Source organism: Flavobacterium gelidilacus DSM 15343 (assembly GCF_000422685.1).
Lineage (GTDB): Bacteria > Bacteroidota > Bacteroidia > Flavobacteriales > Flavobacteriaceae > Flavobacterium > Flavobacterium gelidilacus.
Genome location: NZ_KE383905.1, coordinates 193065 through 212351, shown reverse-complemented (window position 1 = coordinate 212351; position 19287 = coordinate 193065). Strand labels below are relative to the sequence as shown.

Sequence of the window (19287 nt, the reverse complement as noted above, 5' to 3'; positions counted from 1 at the left end):
ACTCTTACCAAATAAATGGTAAGAGTTTTTATATAATTTAAAGTTTAAATGAATTTAGTAACTCCACATATCTTGTTCGAAGTTTCTAATTTTTTCTTTTATTCTTTCTGATTCTAATAATTGCATTTGAGCATTTTCTTTCATGTACTCACTAATTTTTCTATCTCCTTGTACATTTTCTTCTTGATAAATAGTAGCACTAAATCTACGTGCATTTAACAAATGGTCAAATGAAATTGGAGCAGAAGAATTAATACCATTGAAAGCATAGTTTTCATGTAAAACGTCTCTAACAGAAGGGAAAAATACCCAAAATAAATCGATATAATCTTTTTCTTCTTGACCCATAGTATAAACATCTGGGATAATTGGGCAAATACCTAACATACGGTATTTTAATTCTCCTTGTCTTTTGTCAAAGTACCATCTTCCAACAATTCTGTAACCATCAACATCAATAGCTTTAAGTTCAGTTCTTTTGATATATTCATCAGATAAAGTTTGACCAGCATTTATCTGATCAATTCCAACATCTGTTGTGTCAATTTTAACCAAAGAAGCTTCGATGTCTTTAAGAGTTTTTTTGGTAGTAAAATAACTTGAGTCATAAACCTCTGTTATCTTTCCATCACGAATTCCTGAAACTAAAACGCTATATAATGATTTTCTGTTATCACCTAAAGACTCATCAATAGGATAATACATAGGAAAATTTACTCTTTCATCAAGATCAATAATTTCCCATACTGTTTTTCCAAACAAAACGTCTCTATCGTCTACATATCCATAAGGTAGCGGTTTATCATTATCAGAATTCATTTGAGCATCTGATTTCTTACCTATCTGATCTGGAGTTTTAGCATTTAAAAGGTTAGACTGAGCCGAAACTGTCATCGTACCAAATGTTAATAATGCTAAAAATAAATTTTTGTAATTCATTATATAAAATATTAGTTTTTAATAAAACTCAAATATTGTAAAATTATTGTATTTCGTATGTACAAGTTGATGTAGCTTTTGGTATTTGACCAATACCTGTAAATGTTGCTTTAATATTACTAATCACTACAACATCACCACGCTTAGCTTTTCTAATAGCAGCTTTAGCTCTTCCGTCCATTCTATTTCCACTAACTTTAATAGTAGCTTCTCCTGGTACTTTTATAGTAAACTCAGTTACACTAACAGAAACAGGGAAATCAAAATCTTCAAGTTCAGCAGATACTGTACTCACTTCTAAATTTGAAGTTTGTCCACTAGCAGCAGTTTCACCTCTAATTTTACCTGTTGGATTTGGTAAACCTTTAATTCTAAATGCTTTTTTGTCTGAAACTGTTGAACCATCAGGTAACTTAGCTGAAGCTGTAATTATAACTTCAGTACCAGAACTTGGTCTTAATATGTATTTTCCGTTACTTCCACCTGACATTCCAGATGCACTTGCAGTAACATTACTACTAGCAACTCCAGGAAAGGTAACTGTAATAGGGTTTTCAACACCTCTGTAAACCACATTCATTTTATCAGCAGAAATAGTAGCTGAATTTGGACGTGGAACTACAACATAAGTACCATTAAATTTTAATGGAATTGTTTTACCATCTTCAATGAAAGTAAACTCACCACCAATTTTTTGCTCTCCAACAGCACCTGCTGTTAAATTAATTTTAGCTTGACCAGTTGCTGGATCTAAAACAGCACCAGTTACTTTTTCTGGTTTAGTGTTTTCGTCATAACGACCTAAAACAACTTTACCTGTAACTTTTTCACCTTGGAAATAAGCATTTTTATCTAAAACTACAATAGCTTGATAATTACTATAAGAAGCAGCTTGTACAGCAGCTTTACCAAGAGCAACACTTATTACATCTGACTCAGCTTTATTTGAATCATTTTGCCATGCTGATAATTTTGCTAATGAAGCAATAGCAGGAAAACCTTTAAAGTGATAATCTAAATATTTAATTTTTAAACCTTCTTTATTAGTTACTTCAGATAAATCAAATTTAGTTGTAATTTCATTTAATATAGGTTGAAATTTCTTTTCTGAACCTAAAGCAGCTTTCATTTCTGTTTTGTAGGTTTCAATTGCAGCAATAACTTCATTACCTCTTTTAGTATACCCTTCACCTGTAAACCAACTGTTGTTTAAGTTATCCGCCTTATCCATAGATTCGTATGGTAACTTTCCATCTTCTGGCTCAACACCTACTAAAACTTCAGCTTTTAATGTTGCCACAAAAGAATTGAATTTTTTAGTTGCCGCTTCAACTTTATGAGCAATTAAAGCAGCTTTTTCGAACTCACCTTTCGCCTCAACTGCTTTCGCATCAAGAGCCGTTAACATTTGTTCATTTGTACTAGTTGAAGTAGCGTTTGCCGCCTCAAATTTTTCATTCATCAATCCAAATGCTGAAAGCACTTCTTTTGACATATTCATTGCTAGCATTGCGATGAAAACCAAGTACATTAGGTTAATCATCTTCTGTCTAGGGGTTAATTTTCCTCCTGCCATTTTGTGTTGTGTTAATTAGTTTTAATTAATAAATTTTATTTAATTGATAAAACCAATTATCCTCTATTACTCATTGCTGTTAACATTCCACCATAAACTGAATTTAATGATGCTATGTTAGAAGTCATACTTTGCATTTGCTCTTTTAATTTAGATGCATTATCTGCAATCTCTTTGTTAGCTTCAGCATTTCTGTTAGCACTTTCTAATTGTAATCTATATAAACTATTTAAAGACTCTAATTGAGAAGCTGCCATAGACATTTCTTCGCTATATTTCTTTTGAGATGCTATTGAATCTACAGTTGGTGCAATATTTTTTGCTGCTCCTTCGAAATTTTTAATACTATTTGTTAAGCTAGACATTAATTCACCATCAATTTTAGCATCTTTTAACATAGAGTCTAATTTTTGAGATAACAATCCTTGAGCTTCTGCTGGATTTTCTTGTTTTGCTTTTTTAGAAGAAACTTGTCCTCCTGCTAATTCTGGATAAACTAAAGACCAATCAAGTTCTTGTGGTGGTGTTTCAAAAGCAGATAGTGCAAAAATTGCCGCTTCTGTAACCAATCCTATTGTTAACATTACAGTTCCTGTAAGTGGTCCAATTTCAAAGTGAGCAATTTTGAATAACGCTCCAATGATTACAATCGCAGCACCCATACCGTAGGCGAAATTCATGATTTTTGGTGATAATAAAGCCATAATAATTTTAAATTTAGTTAAGTTTTTTTGTTAATTTAGTTTAGTTTAATATATAGTTTGATTAATATTCTTATTGACCTGTAACTTTAGTTCCCATATAATCTTGTACAGTTCTGAAACCGATATAACTTCTTGCAGAATCTGCATATTCGAAGTCACGTGTTGCATTTTGCAAGTTGTAAGCAACATCTTTCCACGAACCACCACGAATAACTTTACGTTGGTTTTTTCTATCTGAAACATTTGGATTCATAGTAGAAACAAACTCATAAGCACCTGGATCGTAAGAAGTCTCTGTCCATTCAGAAACGTTTCCAGCCATATTATACAAGTTGAAGTTATTAGCCTCCATTGATTTAGCTTCAACAGTATACAAAGCACCGTCAGCAGCATAATCACCTCTATTTGGTTTAAAGTTAGCTAAGAAACATCCTCTATCGCTATGAGCATAAGGACCTCCCCAAGGAAAAGTTGCAGATTCTATACCTCCACGAGCAGCATATTCCCACTCTGCTTCAATTGGCAATCTAAATTGATTTATTAAATCTCTACCTTTTTTTGATTTGATATAAGAATTCTTTTTTAAAGTTCTCCAAGCACAAAATGCTTTCGCTTGCTTCCAAGTTACTCCTACTACTGGATAATCACTGTAAGCTTGGTGCCAGAAATAATCATTATGCATTGGCTCATTGTAAGAATAAGCAAAATCTTTAATCCAAACAGTTGTATCAGGATAAATTTCAACTGGTTCTGTTTTCTTCAAAAACGATTTTCTTCCTTTTTGTTTTACCGCTTCATTTAAGTCAACTTCTGTATATCTAAATTTCAATTTAGCAACATCCATAGTTCTTAAACCATTGTAAGACTCTGCAGCTGGCAAATACATTGAATCCATAACCTCAACATAATACTCATCTGGGTATCTTTGTGGGTCTTGAATTAACTTAGCTTTTTTATTTAACTTTCTACCTGCAAATGGGTCATCATTCGTACCAATACTGTAATAGTTTTCATACATATACTTGTCGTAAGGCGACATATTTGCTGGATCAGCATCATTAAAAGCAAATTCACCAATACCGCCACTTCCAGGTGCTTGACCCATCTCGTCTGCTAATATTGCCAATCTTGTTCTTATAGTTGAATCCTTTACCCATTCGATAAATTGACGGTATTCTGAGTTTGTAATCTCTGTTTCATCCATGTAGAAAGAACGTACTGTTACAGTTTTAGTTGGCGCATCTTGCATGTTAGCAGGATCATCATCGGATTTACCCATGATAAATGCTCCACCAGGAACTAATGTCATACCATATGGCTTTTCAGGATGCCATTTTTTTCCTTTAACTCCTACAAGTTCTCCTTTGTCACTTCCTCCACAACTTGCAAGGATTGAAACAAACAACGAAAATACTATGAACTTCTTCATATTAAATTTGGGTTAAAATTTTTAATTTTTTCAGGGCGTAAACCTATTTATTTTATTTGACAAAAACAATACTTTATTAAAAAAATCACAAAATTTCTTTAAAACACATCATTTATTGTCAATTAACGCTATTATTGAATAATTATTGTATTAAATACAATTTTTTCTTTGCGCTTTCCACCATCTATTTGGAATCTCTTGCTGTGTGGCAAGAATATAATCCTCGTATGAACATGGTAATAACGTATTTCTCTTTAATTTATTGTTCGAATCGGTGTATGGAATTTCAATCCACCATCTCTCCGAATAATTACTTTTATAAAAAATAAGATCTTCTTCTTCAACTGGAACAATATATTTTATAAAATTTTCTCTTGTTCCTATTGGGTATTCTTTAGACCTGTAATGATAACCTTCTACAAAATACCACATTATTTGTGAAATCAAAACGGATTCTTCTTTTGTATTATTATGGTTAAATATACCAAAAGATGAAATCTTATCACTAATTCCAGAATATCTTGCTAATATACATATTTCTTTTCCATTAAAACCGTTTGGAACAAAAGGATTTTTATTTCCTGAATCACTAGACTTAACAGACATCATATCAATACTAACAACATCAGCGTCCCTAAACACTGGTTCTGCGATAGTTGTATTATGAGAAACCTCTCCTAATCTGTAAGCATCAAAATATAATTTTTCAATTAAATCTATTTCTTCTTGCGAATTATAATAGGTTTGATAACCGATATTACAATAATTAAATAGGTTATTAGGCTCATCAACTATCATTTTCGACAAATAAGAATCAGCTAAACCTTTATTTTGAATGTTTTCGAAATCAAATTTACTATCAACAGCAACAAGATTTACCATTTGATCTAGATTGTCATATGCCCTATACATGGCATAAGATATATCTTGACTACCTCCAATTATAACTGGTATGATTCTTTTTTTAATTAATTCAGCACAAATTATTTTTACAACATAGTAAGTATCTTCAACTGTACTTCCCGCCAAAACATCACCTAAATCATATATATTCGCGTTCCAATTTCCAGGAAACAAATTATAAAATTGCAACCTAACTTCATTTAAATCTTCTAAGTTAGATATAGAATTAGACCCTCTATTATCTAAAACACCAATAAATGCAATTGAATCTTCTTTTAATATAGGCGTTTCTTGATTTGTGTTTAAAATAACTTTTTTACCTAATGCCTGATTAGACACTCTATGAATATCTATAACTAAATCGTCTGATAAAGGTTGTAAAAAATCAAACATCATATATTATTTCTTTTTTGCGGTAGTTTTTTTAGCAGGTGCTTTCTTTTTAGCAGGAGCTTTTTTCTTTGCAGGAGCTTTCTTTTCAATCATATCTTTAACTTCTTCCAAAGTCATGGCAGCTGCATCAATATCCTTACTTAGTTCAATTTTAACTTTCCCTTTCAAGATAACACTTCTACCCCATCTTGCTTTTTCCACACGAATTCCTTCTTCTTTCCAATCGTGAATTATCTTATCAATCTCTTTTTGAATTTTATCTTTTATCAATTCATTCATGTCTGATTGCGATAATTTATCAAAATTATATTTTTTGTTCACATTTATAAACAATCCATTCCATTTGATAAAAGGACCAAAACGACCAACACCTTTTTGAATAGGCAATGCATCATATGTCCCAACTGGAGCATCAGCTTCTTCTTTTTCAGCAATTAATTCTTTTGCCCTATCGAACGTAACATCTAAGGGATCTTCTCCTTTTGGCAGGGAAACAAACATTGTTCCAAATCGAACATAAGGACCATAGCGGCCATTGTTAACTTCTACTTCTTCATCTTTATAAGTTCCTAAATTTTTAGGCAATAAAAATAATTTTAAAGCATCTTCTAAATTTATGGTTCCGATATTTTGATCTGGACTTAAACTTGCGAATTGTTTTTCTTCATCTTCTGCATCTCCAATTTGAGCCATTGGACCAAATTTTCCTAAACGAACAGAAATTGGTTTTCCTGTTTTTGGATCAGTTCCTAAAATTCGTTCTCCACTTTCTCTATCTGCATTTTCCTCAACATCAACAACATTTGGATGGAATTTCGAATAAAATTCATTCATCATGTTTGTCCAATCGATATTTCCTTCAGCAATTTCGTCAAAATCTTGCTCTACTTTTGCTGTAAAGTTATAATCTAAAATAGTTGAGAAATTTTTAACCAAGAAGTCATTTACAATTGTACCAATATCAGTTGGAACCATTTTTCCTTTGTCAGAACCTGTCGTTTCTGTAAGTACTTTTGATTTAACTTCGTTACTTAATAAAGTAAATTGCGTATATTTTCTTTCTGCTCCTTCTGAACTTCCTTTCTCAACATAATTTCTGTTGATAATTGTTGAAATAGTTGGTGCATATGTAGAAGGACGTCCGATTCCTAATTCTTCTAATTTCTTAACCAATGATGCTTCTGTATATCTTGCAGGTGGACGAGAAAAACGCTCTGTAGCTTGAATATAAGAATTTGTAAGTTTTTCATTTACTTTCATTGCAGGAAGCAATCCATCTTGTTCTTCATCATCATCGTCATTTCCTTCTAAATACACTTTTAGAAATCCTTCGAATTTGATAACTTCTCCACTTGCAGTAAAAGTTTCATTATGGTTATTTGCTTCAATTTTTACATTTGTACGCTCTAATTGCGCATCACTCATCTGTGAAGCTAAAGTTCTTTTCCAAATTAAATCGTATAATCTAGCTTGATCTCTTTCTACATTTACAGTATGTTGTGACATATCCGTTGGACGAATTGCCTCGTGAGCTTCTTGTGCTCCTTTACTTTTATTAGTAAAACTTCTTGGCTTACTAAATTCTTTACCATAAGAACGTGTAATTTCATCTTCTGCCGCTTTCATAGCATCTTGTGAAAGATTAACACTGTCAGTTCTCATATAAGTAATTAAACCGGCTTCATATAAACGTTGAGCAATTTGCATTGTGATTCCAACAGGTAAATATAATTTACGAGCAGCCTCTTGTTGCAAAGTCGAAGTTGTGAAAGGTGCAGCTGGAGTTTTCTTTGTTGGTTTAGTTTCTAAATCTGCGACTTTGAAATTTGTACCAATATTTTTCTTTAAAAAATCTTCTGCTTCTTGTTTTGTATTGAAGTTTTTAGGCAATTTAGCTTTAAAACTTTTTCCAGCTTCTGTATTGAATTCTGCTGTTATACTATAGGTTCCAACTGAATTAAATTCTTGTATTTCTCTTTCACGTTCTACTATTAATCGAACAGAAACAGATTGTACACGACCAGCAGACAAACCTCCTTTTACTTTTTTCCAAAGCACTGGTGAAAGTTCATACCCAACTAATCTATCTAAAACCCTACGTGCTTGTTGTGCATTTACCAAGTCATAATTAATATCTCTTGGATTTTCAATAGCTTTTAGAATAGCAGTTTTTGTAATTTCATGAAAAACAATACGTTTTGTTTTGCTTTTATCTAACTTTAATTCTTCTGACAAATGCCAAGAAATAGCTTCTCCTTCTCGGTCTTCATCGGAAGCCAACCAAACCATGTCGGCATTTTTAGCAAGTGTTTTTAGTTTACTTACAAGGGCTTTTTTATCGGAAGAAACTTCATATTTTGGTTTAAAACCATTCTCTACATCTACTCCTATTTCCTTTGATGGCAAGTCGGCAATATGCCCATAACTTGATTCCACTTGAAAATCTTTCCCTAGAAATTTCTCGATTGTTTTTGCCTTTGCAGGTGACTCAACGATTACTAAATTCTTTGCCATTCTGATTTTTTATTTGTCGCAAAAGTATGTGTTTTTTTTAAATTTTGATGTTTTGAGGATTTTTTTTATTTATTTGTGATAAAAATGTAAGGATACAAAGTTGATTTTTAATACTCAGATTTAAGAAATTGAAATAATTTTACTTTGTTAATGTTTGAAATTGATTTTCGCACAGATTTTACAAATTTTCACAAATTATTAAATACAAATTGTAATTATTGATTTCTTTAATTGAAATTGATTTTTGAAATTGATATTGATACTGCGTGAAGGATTGTAGTGGAGCTCTCCCGATTTTTATCGGGAAGCGGGAACGGAAAGCCTGACCTGAAAGGGCACGCCCAAAACAAAAAAAGTGTTAAACTAAATCTGTCAACTTGTCATATTTTATTTTTTAGTATTATCTTTGCCTTCCTATATAATAAGGAAAATGATTTTATGGAAAAAGTTATAGACGAAAGCAAGCAAGGAACTAACTTGATAATTGATAAAAAAGAAGGAAATTCAAAAAAACTTTTTATTGAAAGTTATGGATGTGCTATGAATTTTTCAGACAGTGAAATTGTAGCTTCAATTCTTAATGAACAAGGCTACGATACAACTCAAGTTCTGGAAGAAGCAGATTTAGTACTTGTGAACACATGTTCAATTAGAGATAAAGCGGAACAAACAATTAGAAAACGTTTAGAAAAATATAACGCAGTAAAACGTGATGTAAATCCAAAAATGAAAGTTGGAGTACTAGGTTGTATGGCTGAACGATTAAAAGAACAATTTTTAGAACAAGAAAAAATTGTTGATTTAGTGGTTGGACCAGATGCTTACAAAGATTTACCAAATTTATTAGCAGAAGTTGAAGATGGTCGAGATGCCATAAATGTTATATTATCAAAGGAAGAAACTTACGGAGATATTTCTCCCGTTAGATTAAACAGCAATGGTGTAACTGCATTTGTTTCAATCACTCGTGGTTGTGATAATATGTGCACCTTTTGTGTTGTCCCTTTCACAAGAGGAAGAGAACGCAGTAGAGAACCACAAAGTATTATTCATGAAATTCAAGATTTATGGGATAAAGGCTTTAAAGAAGTTTGTCTTTTAGGTCAAAATGTGGATAGTTATTTATGGTATGGTGGAGGCTTGAAGAAAGATTTTGTAAAAGCATCTGAAATGGAAAAAGCAACTTCGGTTGACTTTGCTCAATTGCTTGAAATGTGTGCTATTGCATTTCCGAAAATGCGCTTTAGATTTTCTACATCTAACCCACAAGACATGCACGAAGAGGTTTTACATGTAATAGCTAATCATCATAATGTTTGTAATTATGTTCATTTACCAGTTCAAAGTGGAAGCACTCGAATATTAAAAGAAATGAACCGTCAACATACGCGTGAAGAATACATGACATTGGTTGATAAAATAAAAGCTATCATTCCAAACGTAACAATTTCTCAAGATTTAATCGCTGGTTTCCCAACAGAAACTGAAGAAGATCATAAAGATACTTTAAGCTTAATGGAATATGTTCAATATGATTTTGGTTATATGTTTTCTTATTCTGAAAGACCAGGAACACTTGCTGCAAGAAAACTAGAAGATGATGTTCCTGAAGAAGTTAAGAAAAGAAGATTACAAGAAATAGTTGATTTACAACAAAAAATTAGTGAAACAAGAACAAAACGATTCGTAGGAGAAATTGTCGAAGTTCTGATTGAAAAAGCATCCAAAAAATCAGACCAAGAATGGAGTGGAAAAAACTCTGAAAACATGGTGACTGTTTTTCCAAAAGAAAATTATAAAGTTGGAGAATTTGTTCTTGTAAAAATTAAAGATTGTACTGGCGCTACTTTAAAAGGTGATGCAGTTGGGTATAGTGAGTTTATGTAGGATGTTTTAACCACGAATTTCACGAATTAGCACGAATTTTAAATTTGTTTTTATGAGTCTATATAAACAAGATGAATATTATCGAATAATTGGATTATGCATGGAAGTTCACAATGAACTTGGAGGAGGATTATTAGAGGTCGTTTACAAAGAAGCCCTTGAAATTGAATTCAGAAATAACAACATTCCTTTCGAAAGAGAAAAAGAATTTGTTATTATTTATAAAGGTCAAAAATTACAAAAGAAATTTTATGCAGATTTTGTAGTTTATGATGAAATTATATTGGAAGTTAAAGCAATTAAATCACTAGTTGATGATAATATTTCTCAAACTTTAAATTATATGAATATCACAAAAAGTGGTTTAGGAATTTTAGCAAATTTTAGCCCTAAAACATTACAGCATAAAAGGATTGTTCTGTAAGTATTCAAATAAAAATTAGTAAAATAAAATAATTAGTGCCAATTCGTGAAATTCGTGGCAAAAAAAAAGATTCTGAAATAAATTCAGCATAAATATGGAAAGCATACAAAACATAAAACAACGCTTTGAAATTATTGGGAATGATCCAAAACTGAATCGCGCCATTGAAAAAGCTATCCAAGTAGCACCAACCGATATATCCGTTTTAATAACTGGTGAAAGTGGTGTTGGTAAAGAAAGTATGCCAAAAATAATCCATTCGCTTTCACAAAGAAAGCATGGAAAATATATTGCCGTAAACTGCGGGGCAATTCCAGAAGGAACAATAGATAGTGAATTATTTGGTCACGAAAAAGGTTCGTTTACTGGAGCAACAGGTGCTCGTGATGGTTATTTTGAAGTTGCTGATAATGGGACAATTTTTTTAGATGAAGTTGGAGAATTACCTTTAACAACACAAGTCAGATTACTTCGTGTTTTAGAAAATGGTGAATTTATTAAAGTAGGCTCTTCAAAGGTTCAAAAAACTAATGTTAGAATTGTTGCAGCAACAAACGTAAATATGTTTGAAGCTATTGAAAAAGGAAAATTTAGAGAAGACTTGTATTATAGATTAAGTACAGTTGAAATATTATTACCCCCTCTAAGAGACAGAAAAGACGATATTCATTTATTATTTCGCAAATTTGCTTCAGATTTTGCTCATAAATACAACATGCCACCAATAAAGTTGGACGAAAATGCGGCTCAATATTTAATAAAATACCGTTGGAATGGAAATATTCGTCAGTTAAGAAACATAGCTGAACAAATTTCAGTTTTAGAAACTAACAGAGAAATTTCATTACAAACAATCCATTCTTACTTACCAGAAGGCGGCTCAAATTTACCCGCTTTAGTAAAGGATAAAAAAGCAGAAAACGACTTCAGTAACGAAAGAGAAATTTTATACAAAGTACTTTTTGATATGAAAGGTGATTTGTCTGATTTAAAAAAACTCACGCTTGACTTAATCAAAAATGGAAATTCTAACGTTCAGGAAGCTAACAAAGGTTTGATTCAGAAAATTTATGGAAAATCCGAAGAAAACAAAACTTCTTTTGATGAAGAACCAAGATTAGAAATGATTCCTTCAAAAACACATCAAAACCAAGAACAGTATGAAGACATTGATGATGATGATGACGAAAATTACCTTTTTGCAGAAGCAATAGAAGAAGAAGAAACCTTGAGTTTAGAAGCAAAAGAAATAGAATTAATTAAAAAATCTTTAGAAAGAAACAAAGGAAAAAGGAAAGCTGCAGCTGATGAATTAGGGATTTCTGAAAGAACTTTATATAGAAAAATTAAGCAATACGACCTTTAAAAATCAGATTTTAAAATGAAAAAAATATATTATATAACATTAATTCTTGTTTCAATTTTATTGAATGGCTGTGGTGCTTATAATTTTACTGGTGCAAAACCTATTGAAGCCAAAACGTTTCAAGTAAATTATTTTGCGAATAATGCAGATTTAATTCAACCAGGAATTGAAAGAACTTTTACCTTAAAATTACAAGATTTAATCCAAAATCAAACCAATTTAAATCTAACAAACACTGGAGGTGAATTACTTTTTGAAGGAGAAATAACTGAATACAGAATTACTCCAATGACTGCAACTGCAGATCAAGCAGCTGCACAAAACAGATTGACAATTTCTATAAATGTTAGATATACCAACAGAAACAAAGAAGAAGACGATTTTGAAAAACGTTTTTCTTTCTATGATGATTTTGATGGAAATGCTCAATTAACAGGTTCACAATTAACAAAATCATTAGACGTAATTTTTGATAGAATTACACAAGACATCTTTAATGAAGCATTAGCTAAATGGTAAAAAAATAATTCAAATTGAACATAAGTAAAATAACATATCTATTAAACAATCCTGATGCTGTTGATGAAAATCAAAGTATGGCATTGGAAACTATTTTAAACCAATACCCTTATTTTCAAGGCATACGTGCTTTGTATTTAAAAGGTTTGTACAACTTAAATAGTTATAGATATAATTTTGAATTAAAAAAAACTGCTGCACACACAACGGATAGAACTATTTTATTTGATTTTGTAACTTCTGAAAATTTCAAAACAGTTAATACAGATTTAATTGAAAAACAACAAAAAGAAATAAATGAAATTTTTGTGGAAAGTTTTGAAATCTTAAATCCAAAAGCGTTACAAAATAATATTGAAGTAGAAGAATTTAAAGCTTCTAATGAAAAAAGTGTAGAGCCTTTATCCGAAATTGAAGAAAAACTAGACATAAATAAACCTTTACATTTTGATTCTCAAGAAAAACATTCGTTTTCAGAATGGCTACAATTGACAAAATTTGCACCAATTGAAAGAGGAATTGAAGAAAATGAAGAAAATTTTCCAGAAGAAAAAAAGAAAAAATTAGACATTATAGACAAGTTTATTGAAAGCAATCCAAAAATTGGACCTCTTAAAGAAACGTCTATAAACACTGTCATTATTGAAAAGGTTATACAAGAACCTACGCATTTAATGACTGAAACATTAGCCAGAATTTACTTGGAACAAAAGAAATATAAGAAAGCAATTCAAGCTTATGAGATATTAATTTTGAAATATCCAGAAAAAAGTATTTTCTTTGCAAACCGAATAAAAGATATAAAGGATTTACAACAAAATAATTAATTATGGGATTTACAGGTTTTTTAATAGCAATTACAATAGTATGTTTTCTATTAATATTAGCAATTATGGTACAAAATCCTAAAGGTGGAGGATTATCTTCTTCTTTTGGAGGTACACAACAAATAGGTGGTGTTCAAAAAACTACAGACTTTTTAGATAAAAGTACTTGGTATTTAGGAATAGCATTAATCGTTTTAATTTTCTTATCTACTTTAAGTTTTGAAAATGGTGGTGTTAACGGTTCAAAAATCGTAAGCGAAAGCGAAATAACTGCACCAGTAGTACCAACTACACCAGCAACAAATGCTCAACCAGCTGCTGCAACTCAAGCAAACGACACTACTAAATAAACTTTAGTAACATTATAAAAAAATGCCAGCCTGTCAGTGCTGGCTTTTTTTATTGGCAAAAATGGCATAAATATAGCATTGGCATAATTTCTGAAATCAGAAAGAAAGAACATTTAATAAATTAAAAACACAAAATATGTCATTAAACATAAAGCCACTTTCAGATCGAGTAGTAATTGAGCCTATGGCTGCAGAAACTACAACCGCTTCAGGATTAATTATTCCAGACACTGCAAAAGAAAAACCTCAAAAAGGAACAGTTGTAGCAGTTGGAAACGGCAAAAAAGATTACACAATGACTGTAAAAGTTGGTGATACAGTACTATACGGTAAATACGCTGGTACAGAATTAAAGTACGAAGGCATTGATTATCTAATCATGAAAGAAGAGGAAATTTACGCAATTATTTAATTAGAGTATTAAGACAAAAGTATTAAGAATTAAAATTAATAAATTGCCGCTTGGCTTTAGTCAACGGATAAAATAAAAAAATAAAATGGCAAAAGATATTAAATTCGACATTGATGCACGTGATGGGTTAAAAAGAGGTGTTGACGCATTAGCAAATGCAGTTAAAGTAACACTAGGACCAAAAGGAAGAAATGTAATTATTAGCAAATCGTTTGGTGGACCGACAATTACAAAAGACGGTGTTACCGTAGCGAAAGAAATTGAACTAGCTGATCCATTAGAAAACATGGGAGCTCAAATGGTTAAAGAAGTAGCTTCAAAAACTAATGATTTAGCTGGAGACGGAACAACAACTGCAACAGTTTTAGCGCAAGCAATCGTAAAAGAAGGTTTGAAAAACGTAGCAGCTGGAGCAAATCCAATGGATTTAAAAAGAGGAATCGACAAAGCCGTTGAAGCAATAGTTGAAGATTTAACCAAACAATCACAGACAGTTGGAAATTCATCTGAAAAAATAAAACAAATAGCATCTATTTCAGCGAATAATGACGAAACTATAGGTGAACTAATAGCACAAGCATTTGAAAAAGTTGGAAAAGAAGGTGTAATCACTGTTGAAGAAGCAAAAGGAACTGATACATATGTTGATATTGTTGAAGGAATGCAATTTGACAGAGGTTATTTATCACCGTACTTCGTTACAGATGCAGATAAAATGATTGCCGAATTAAATAATCCTTACATTTTATTATTCGACAAAAAAATATCAAACTTACAAGAGTTATTACCTATTCTTGAACCAGTTGCACAATCTGGTAAACCTTTATTAATTATTGCTGAAGATGTTGATGGCCAAGCCTTAGCAACTTTAGTAGTAAACAAATTAAGAGGTGGATTAAAAATTGCTGCTGTAAAAGCTCCAGGTTTTGGAGACAGAAGAAAAGCAATGCTAGAAGACATCGCGATCTTAACTGGTGGAACTGTAATTGCTGAAGAAAGTGGTTATTCCTTAGAAAACGCTACTTTAGAGATGTTAGGAACGGCTGAAAATGTTTCAATAGACAAAGACAACACTACGATTGTAAATGGTGCAGGTTCTAAAGAAAACATTAAAGCTAGAGTAAACCAAATAAAAGCTCAAGTTGAAACTACAACTTCAGATTATGATAAAGAAAAATTGCAAGAACGTTTAGCTAAATTAGCTGGTGGTGTTGCTGTTTTATATGTTGGTGCTGCTTCTGAAGTAGAAATGAAAGAGAAAAAAGACAGAGTTGATGATGCCTTACACGCAACAAGAGCTGCTGTTGAAGAAGGAATTGTTGCTGGTGGTGGAGTAGCTTTAGTTAGAGCAAAAGCGGCTTTATCAAAATTAAAAGCAGAAAATGCTGATGAAGCAACAGGAATTCAAATTGTAAACAGAGCAATCGAAGCTCCATTAAGAACAATTGTAGAAAATGCAGGTGGAGAAGGTTCTGTAGTAATAGCAAAAGTATTAGACGGAAAAGGAGATTTTGGTTTCAATGCTAAAACGGGTGAATACGTTCAAATGCTTAAAGCGGGAATTATTGATCCTAAAAAAGTAACCCGTGTAGCTTTAGAAAATGCTGCTTCAGTGTCTGGAATGATTCTAACTACAGAGTGTGCTTTAATTGATATTAAAGAAGACTCTCCTACTATGCCAATGGGTGGTGGAATGCCAGGAATGATGTAATATTTTATACAAACAAAATAATTTTAATCCGATAAGTTTTTCTTGTCGGATTTTTTTTATATTTATACAAAAAATATCACCATGTGTAAAAATTATTTCCTACTAGCTTTTGCATTTCTTTTTTTGACCTCGAATGCTCAAGAACAAGACAATCATCAAGTTATTATTAAATCTATAAATGATTATTACAGCTTAGCAACTGAAAACATTCATTTGCATTTTAATAAAAGTAGTTACTTATCGAATGAAACTATTTGGTTTAAAGGTTATATAATTGATAAAAAATCAAATGGTTTAAATTACGAAACAACTAATATTTATGTAAGAATATTAGATCAAAATAAAAATGAAATTGTTTCAAAATTATTTTTAGCCAATAGTGGAATTATTATTGGTGATTTAAAACTGGATAATAAATTCACTTCTGGAACATATTATATTCATACCTATACAAATTTTATGAATAATTTTGAAGAAGACGAATCTTCAATTTTTCCAATAGAAATAATCAACACTAAAGACAAGTCTTCAATTAATAATAACAATACAATTGATAAAGAATCAATTATTGTTACTGTCGAAGGTGATAAGCTTTTATTTCAATGCGACAATACTGTTGGAGTACAAATTAAAAATTGTTCTGGAGAAGGAATTAAAGCAAACAACATTAAAGTTTTTGATTCAAAGAACAATATGGTCAATCAATTTTCAACAAACGAGCAAGGTTATGGGAAGTTTGATCTCCTAAAAACTAAAAACGAACAATATAAAATAGTAGTAGAACAAAATGAAACTACAGTTGAAAAAAATCTCCCTTTAGTTATATCAGAAGGTATAACTATGAGTGTTAATAATTATTCTGATGATAATAATTTCTTAATAAAAGTTAAGACAAATTCATACACTTTTGAAAAAATCAAAGACGTCAACTTTACTTTAGTTATCCAAAAAAACAATCAAGTAGCTTTAGCTGATTTTTATTTTGAAAACCCAACTAAAGACATCATTTTAGAAAAAAGTAACCTCTTTAAAGGGTTAAATATAATTCGAATTGTAGACCAAAACAACAATTTATTTTGTGAAAGAATAATCTACAATCACGTAGAAAACAATTCAAAAATTATTTTAGAAAAAAGTAAAATAAACAATGATTCTTTACTTATTAAAGGTCATTTAAAAAATAAAATAGCAAATTTTAGTATTAGTATTCTTCCTAAGGAAACAACATCTTCCTTTGAAAGTAATGCTATCACATCTCAACTAAATTTCAACAATTACTTAACAAGTAAAATAGAAAATTACTCTTATTATTTCAAAGATTTTAATCGAAATAAACAGTTTGAATTAGATTTAGTTTTATTAAATCAAAATAACATAAAATATAGCTGGAAAGACATTGTTACTAAAAAACCGACCATTAAATACCCTTTTGACATTGGCTTAACAATCGAAGGCTCTTCAGTTGGTGACATTAAAAACAAAGAAAACTATAACGTTCTTTTATCCTCAAACATAAATAGAATAAATCTTCAGACTAGTCTTGATAACAAAAATAATTTCAAATTTGAAAACATAGTTGCTATTGATTCCACTTCTTTCTTTATTTCATTATTAAAAAACAATTCGAAATATGAAAATATTAATTTAAACACTAAGGTTTCAAATAATGAAAATAAATTTTTAAAACCTATATCTAACAATTTTTTTAAATGCAGTACTAATAAATATATTGCTTTAGCAGAATACAATTCAGACTATCCTTATGTCGAAACTACGAACCAACTTAACGAAGTTGTTTTAACAGAAAGTGTTGACGAGAAGTTTTTATATACTGAAAATTACGAAAACAGAACAGGTACAACTGGTATGAAAATCGACGATTCAACTGCACAACAATACCAAGATGTTTTAAGCTACATAAGTACGCAAGGTTTTGATGTAAAAATCGACCCAAGAACCAATAAAGTTGTTATTGCAGCTAAAACAGCGAATTCTTTTCAAGGCTCCCTAGTTCCAGTAATATATTTAGATGGTTCTCCTTTAAGCACTTTTGAAGTTCTTCTAAATTTATCCCTTAAAGACATAGAAGAAATATATTTAAATAAAAGAGGTTACGGACAAGGCATGACTGCTGCTAGTGGTACAATAAGAATTTACACAAAAAAACGATTTGGCACTACAAAAGAAGCTAGTAAAAATTCAAAAACATTTCTAGTTAAAAATGGTTTCCAAAAAGAAATTTCTTTTAAAAATCCACAATATATGAGCTACACAAATCTATCATTTAGAAAACACGGAACAATTTATTGGATACCTTCTATTTATACAGATGAAAATGGTGATTTTGAGTTTAAAATTCCAACTTTAGACCAAAAATCAATACTACTTAATGTTCAAGGAATTGATAATGAAGGTAATTTTTATTATGAAAATATTGAAATCGAACTAAACTAAAACTATTTATTTTATAACTTATGTACAAAAACTATTTCCTACTGGCTTTTACATTTCTTTTTTTGACCTCAAATGCTCAAGAACAAGACAAACACAAAACAATTACTAAATCTATAAATGACTATTACAGTTTAGCAAGTGAAAATATTCATTTACACTTTAACAAAAGTGTTTACTTAACCAATGAAACCATTTGGTTTAAAGGTTATGTAATTGATAAAAAATCAAACGGATTAAATTACTCAACCACCAATGTTTATGTTAGAGTTTTAGATAGTGACAAAAACGAAGTTGTTTCAAAACTATTTTTATGCAGTAATGGAATTATAATCGGCCATATAAAACTTAACGAAACCTATTCTTCTGGAACATACTATATTCACACTTACACAAATTTCATGAATAATTTTGAAGAAGATGAATCTTCAATTTTTCCAATTGAAATATTTAACACTAAAGACAGTCCCAAAACCAGCAATAACAACTCCTTAGACAACGAGTCAATTACTTTCGGCATTGAAGGTGGAAAGTTATTATTTGATTGTGATAATACAGTTGGTGTTCAAATAAAAGGCTGTAGTGGAAAAGGAGTAAAATTGAATAACATTAAAGTTTATGATTCAAAAAACATTTTAATCAATCAATTTGCAACAAACGAACAAGGTTATGGAAAGTTTGATATTTTAAAAACAAAAAATGAACAATACAAAATTGTAGTAGAGCAAAACACAAGCAATATTGAAAAAAATCTACCTTTTGTAACAACCGAAGGTGTTTCAATAAGTGTCAATAATTATTCTGATGAAAAGAAAACATTTATTAAAATACATACTAACAAATTCACTTTTAACAAAAATAAAGACAAAAAATTCACTTTAT

Annotated in this window: 16 protein-coding genes; 10 read left to right on the top strand and 6 right to left on the bottom strand. The window is 30.6% G+C overall.

The features are described from left to right. Positions 1-54 precede the first annotated feature (54 nt). From porN to topA, 6 genes are all read right to left on the bottom strand, one after another. Positions 55-939, bottom strand: a complete 885-nt coding sequence (gene porN, locus G507_RS0115535; protein WP_026718362.1) for a type IX secretion system ring subunit PorN/GldN — start codon at positions 937-939, stop codon at positions 55-57. Between the two features lie 43 nt (positions 940-982). Next, on the bottom strand, positions 983-2515 hold the full coding sequence (gene porM / locus G507_RS0115530) for a type IX secretion system motor protein PorM/GldM (RefSeq protein ID WP_026718361.1): 1533 nt from the start codon (positions 2513-2515) through the stop codon (positions 983-985). A gap of 56 nt (positions 2516-2571) precedes the next feature. Next, a complete protein-coding gene (gene porL / locus G507_RS0115525) occupies positions 2572-3219 on the bottom strand; it encodes a type IX secretion system motor protein PorL/GldL (RefSeq protein ID WP_026718360.1) in 648 nt (215 codons plus the stop codon). Between the two features lie 70 nt (positions 3220-3289). Further along, on the bottom strand, positions 3290-4648 hold the full coding sequence (porK, locus tag G507_RS0115520) for a T9SS ring complex lipoprotein PorK/GldK (RefSeq protein WP_026718359.1): 1359 nt from the start codon (positions 4646-4648) through the stop codon (positions 3290-3292). Between the two features lie 150 nt (positions 4649-4798). Then, complete coding sequence (locus tag G507_RS0115515; RefSeq protein WP_026718358.1) at positions 4799-5947, bottom strand: formimidoylglutamase; 1149 nt, start codon at positions 5945-5947, stop codon at positions 4799-4801. Between the two features lie 3 nt (positions 5948-5950). Then, a complete protein-coding gene (gene topA / locus G507_RS0115510; protein WP_026718357.1) occupies positions 5951-8458 on the bottom strand; it encodes a type I DNA topoisomerase in 2508 nt (835 codons plus the stop codon). 438 nt (positions 8459-8896) lie between these two features. Between topA and miaB the strand changes: the two genes are divergently transcribed. From miaB to G507_RS17790, 10 genes are all read left to right on the top strand, one after another. After that, positions 8897-10345, top strand: a complete 1449-nt coding sequence (gene miaB, locus G507_RS0115505) for a tRNA (N6-isopentenyl adenosine(37)-C2)-methylthiotransferase MiaB (RefSeq protein WP_026718356.1) — start codon at positions 8897-8899, stop codon at positions 10343-10345. Between the two features lie 52 nt (positions 10346-10397). Further along, a complete protein-coding gene (locus tag G507_RS0115500) occupies positions 10398-10769 on the top strand; it encodes a GxxExxY protein (RefSeq protein WP_026718355.1) in 372 nt (123 codons plus the stop codon). Positions 10770-10863: 94 nt separating this feature from the next. Beyond that, a complete protein-coding gene (locus tag G507_RS0115495) occupies positions 10864-12135 on the top strand; it encodes a sigma-54 interaction domain-containing protein (RefSeq protein ID WP_026718354.1) in 1272 nt (423 codons plus the stop codon). Positions 12136-12150: 15 nt separating this feature from the next. Next, a complete protein-coding gene (locus G507_RS0115490; RefSeq protein WP_026718353.1) occupies positions 12151-12654 on the top strand; it encodes an LptE family protein in 504 nt (167 codons plus the stop codon). Between the two features lie 14 nt (positions 12655-12668). Then, positions 12669-13481, top strand: a complete 813-nt coding sequence (locus tag G507_RS0115485; protein ID WP_026718352.1) for a tetratricopeptide repeat protein — start codon at positions 12669-12671, stop codon at positions 13479-13481. Then, a complete protein-coding gene (gene secG, locus G507_RS0115480; RefSeq protein WP_157496641.1) occupies positions 13481-13831 on the top strand; it encodes a preprotein translocase subunit SecG in 351 nt (116 codons plus the stop codon). Before G507_RS0115485 ends, secG begins: the two co-directional genes overlap by 1 nt. 136 nt (positions 13832-13967) lie before the next feature. After that, complete coding sequence (locus G507_RS0115475) at positions 13968-14243, top strand: co-chaperone GroES (RefSeq protein ID WP_026718350.1); 276 nt, start codon at positions 13968-13970, stop codon at positions 14241-14243. An 85-nt stretch (positions 14244-14328) separates the two neighbouring features. After that, entirely contained in the window at positions 14329-15954 is a 1626-nt protein-coding gene (gene groL / locus G507_RS0115470; protein ID WP_026718349.1) for a chaperonin GroEL, read from the top strand. Between the two features lie 81 nt (positions 15955-16035). Further along, positions 16036-18408 carry a hypothetical protein gene (locus G507_RS0115465; protein ID WP_157496639.1) on the top strand — a complete coding sequence of 791 codons (2373 nt, stop codon included), beginning with the start codon at positions 16036-16038 and terminating at the stop codon, positions 18406-18408. A 20-nt stretch (positions 18409-18428) separates the two neighbouring features. Then, positions 18429-19287: hypothetical protein (locus G507_RS17790; RefSeq protein ID WP_035666417.1), on the top strand; the 859-nt coding region annotated here is incomplete at its 3' end.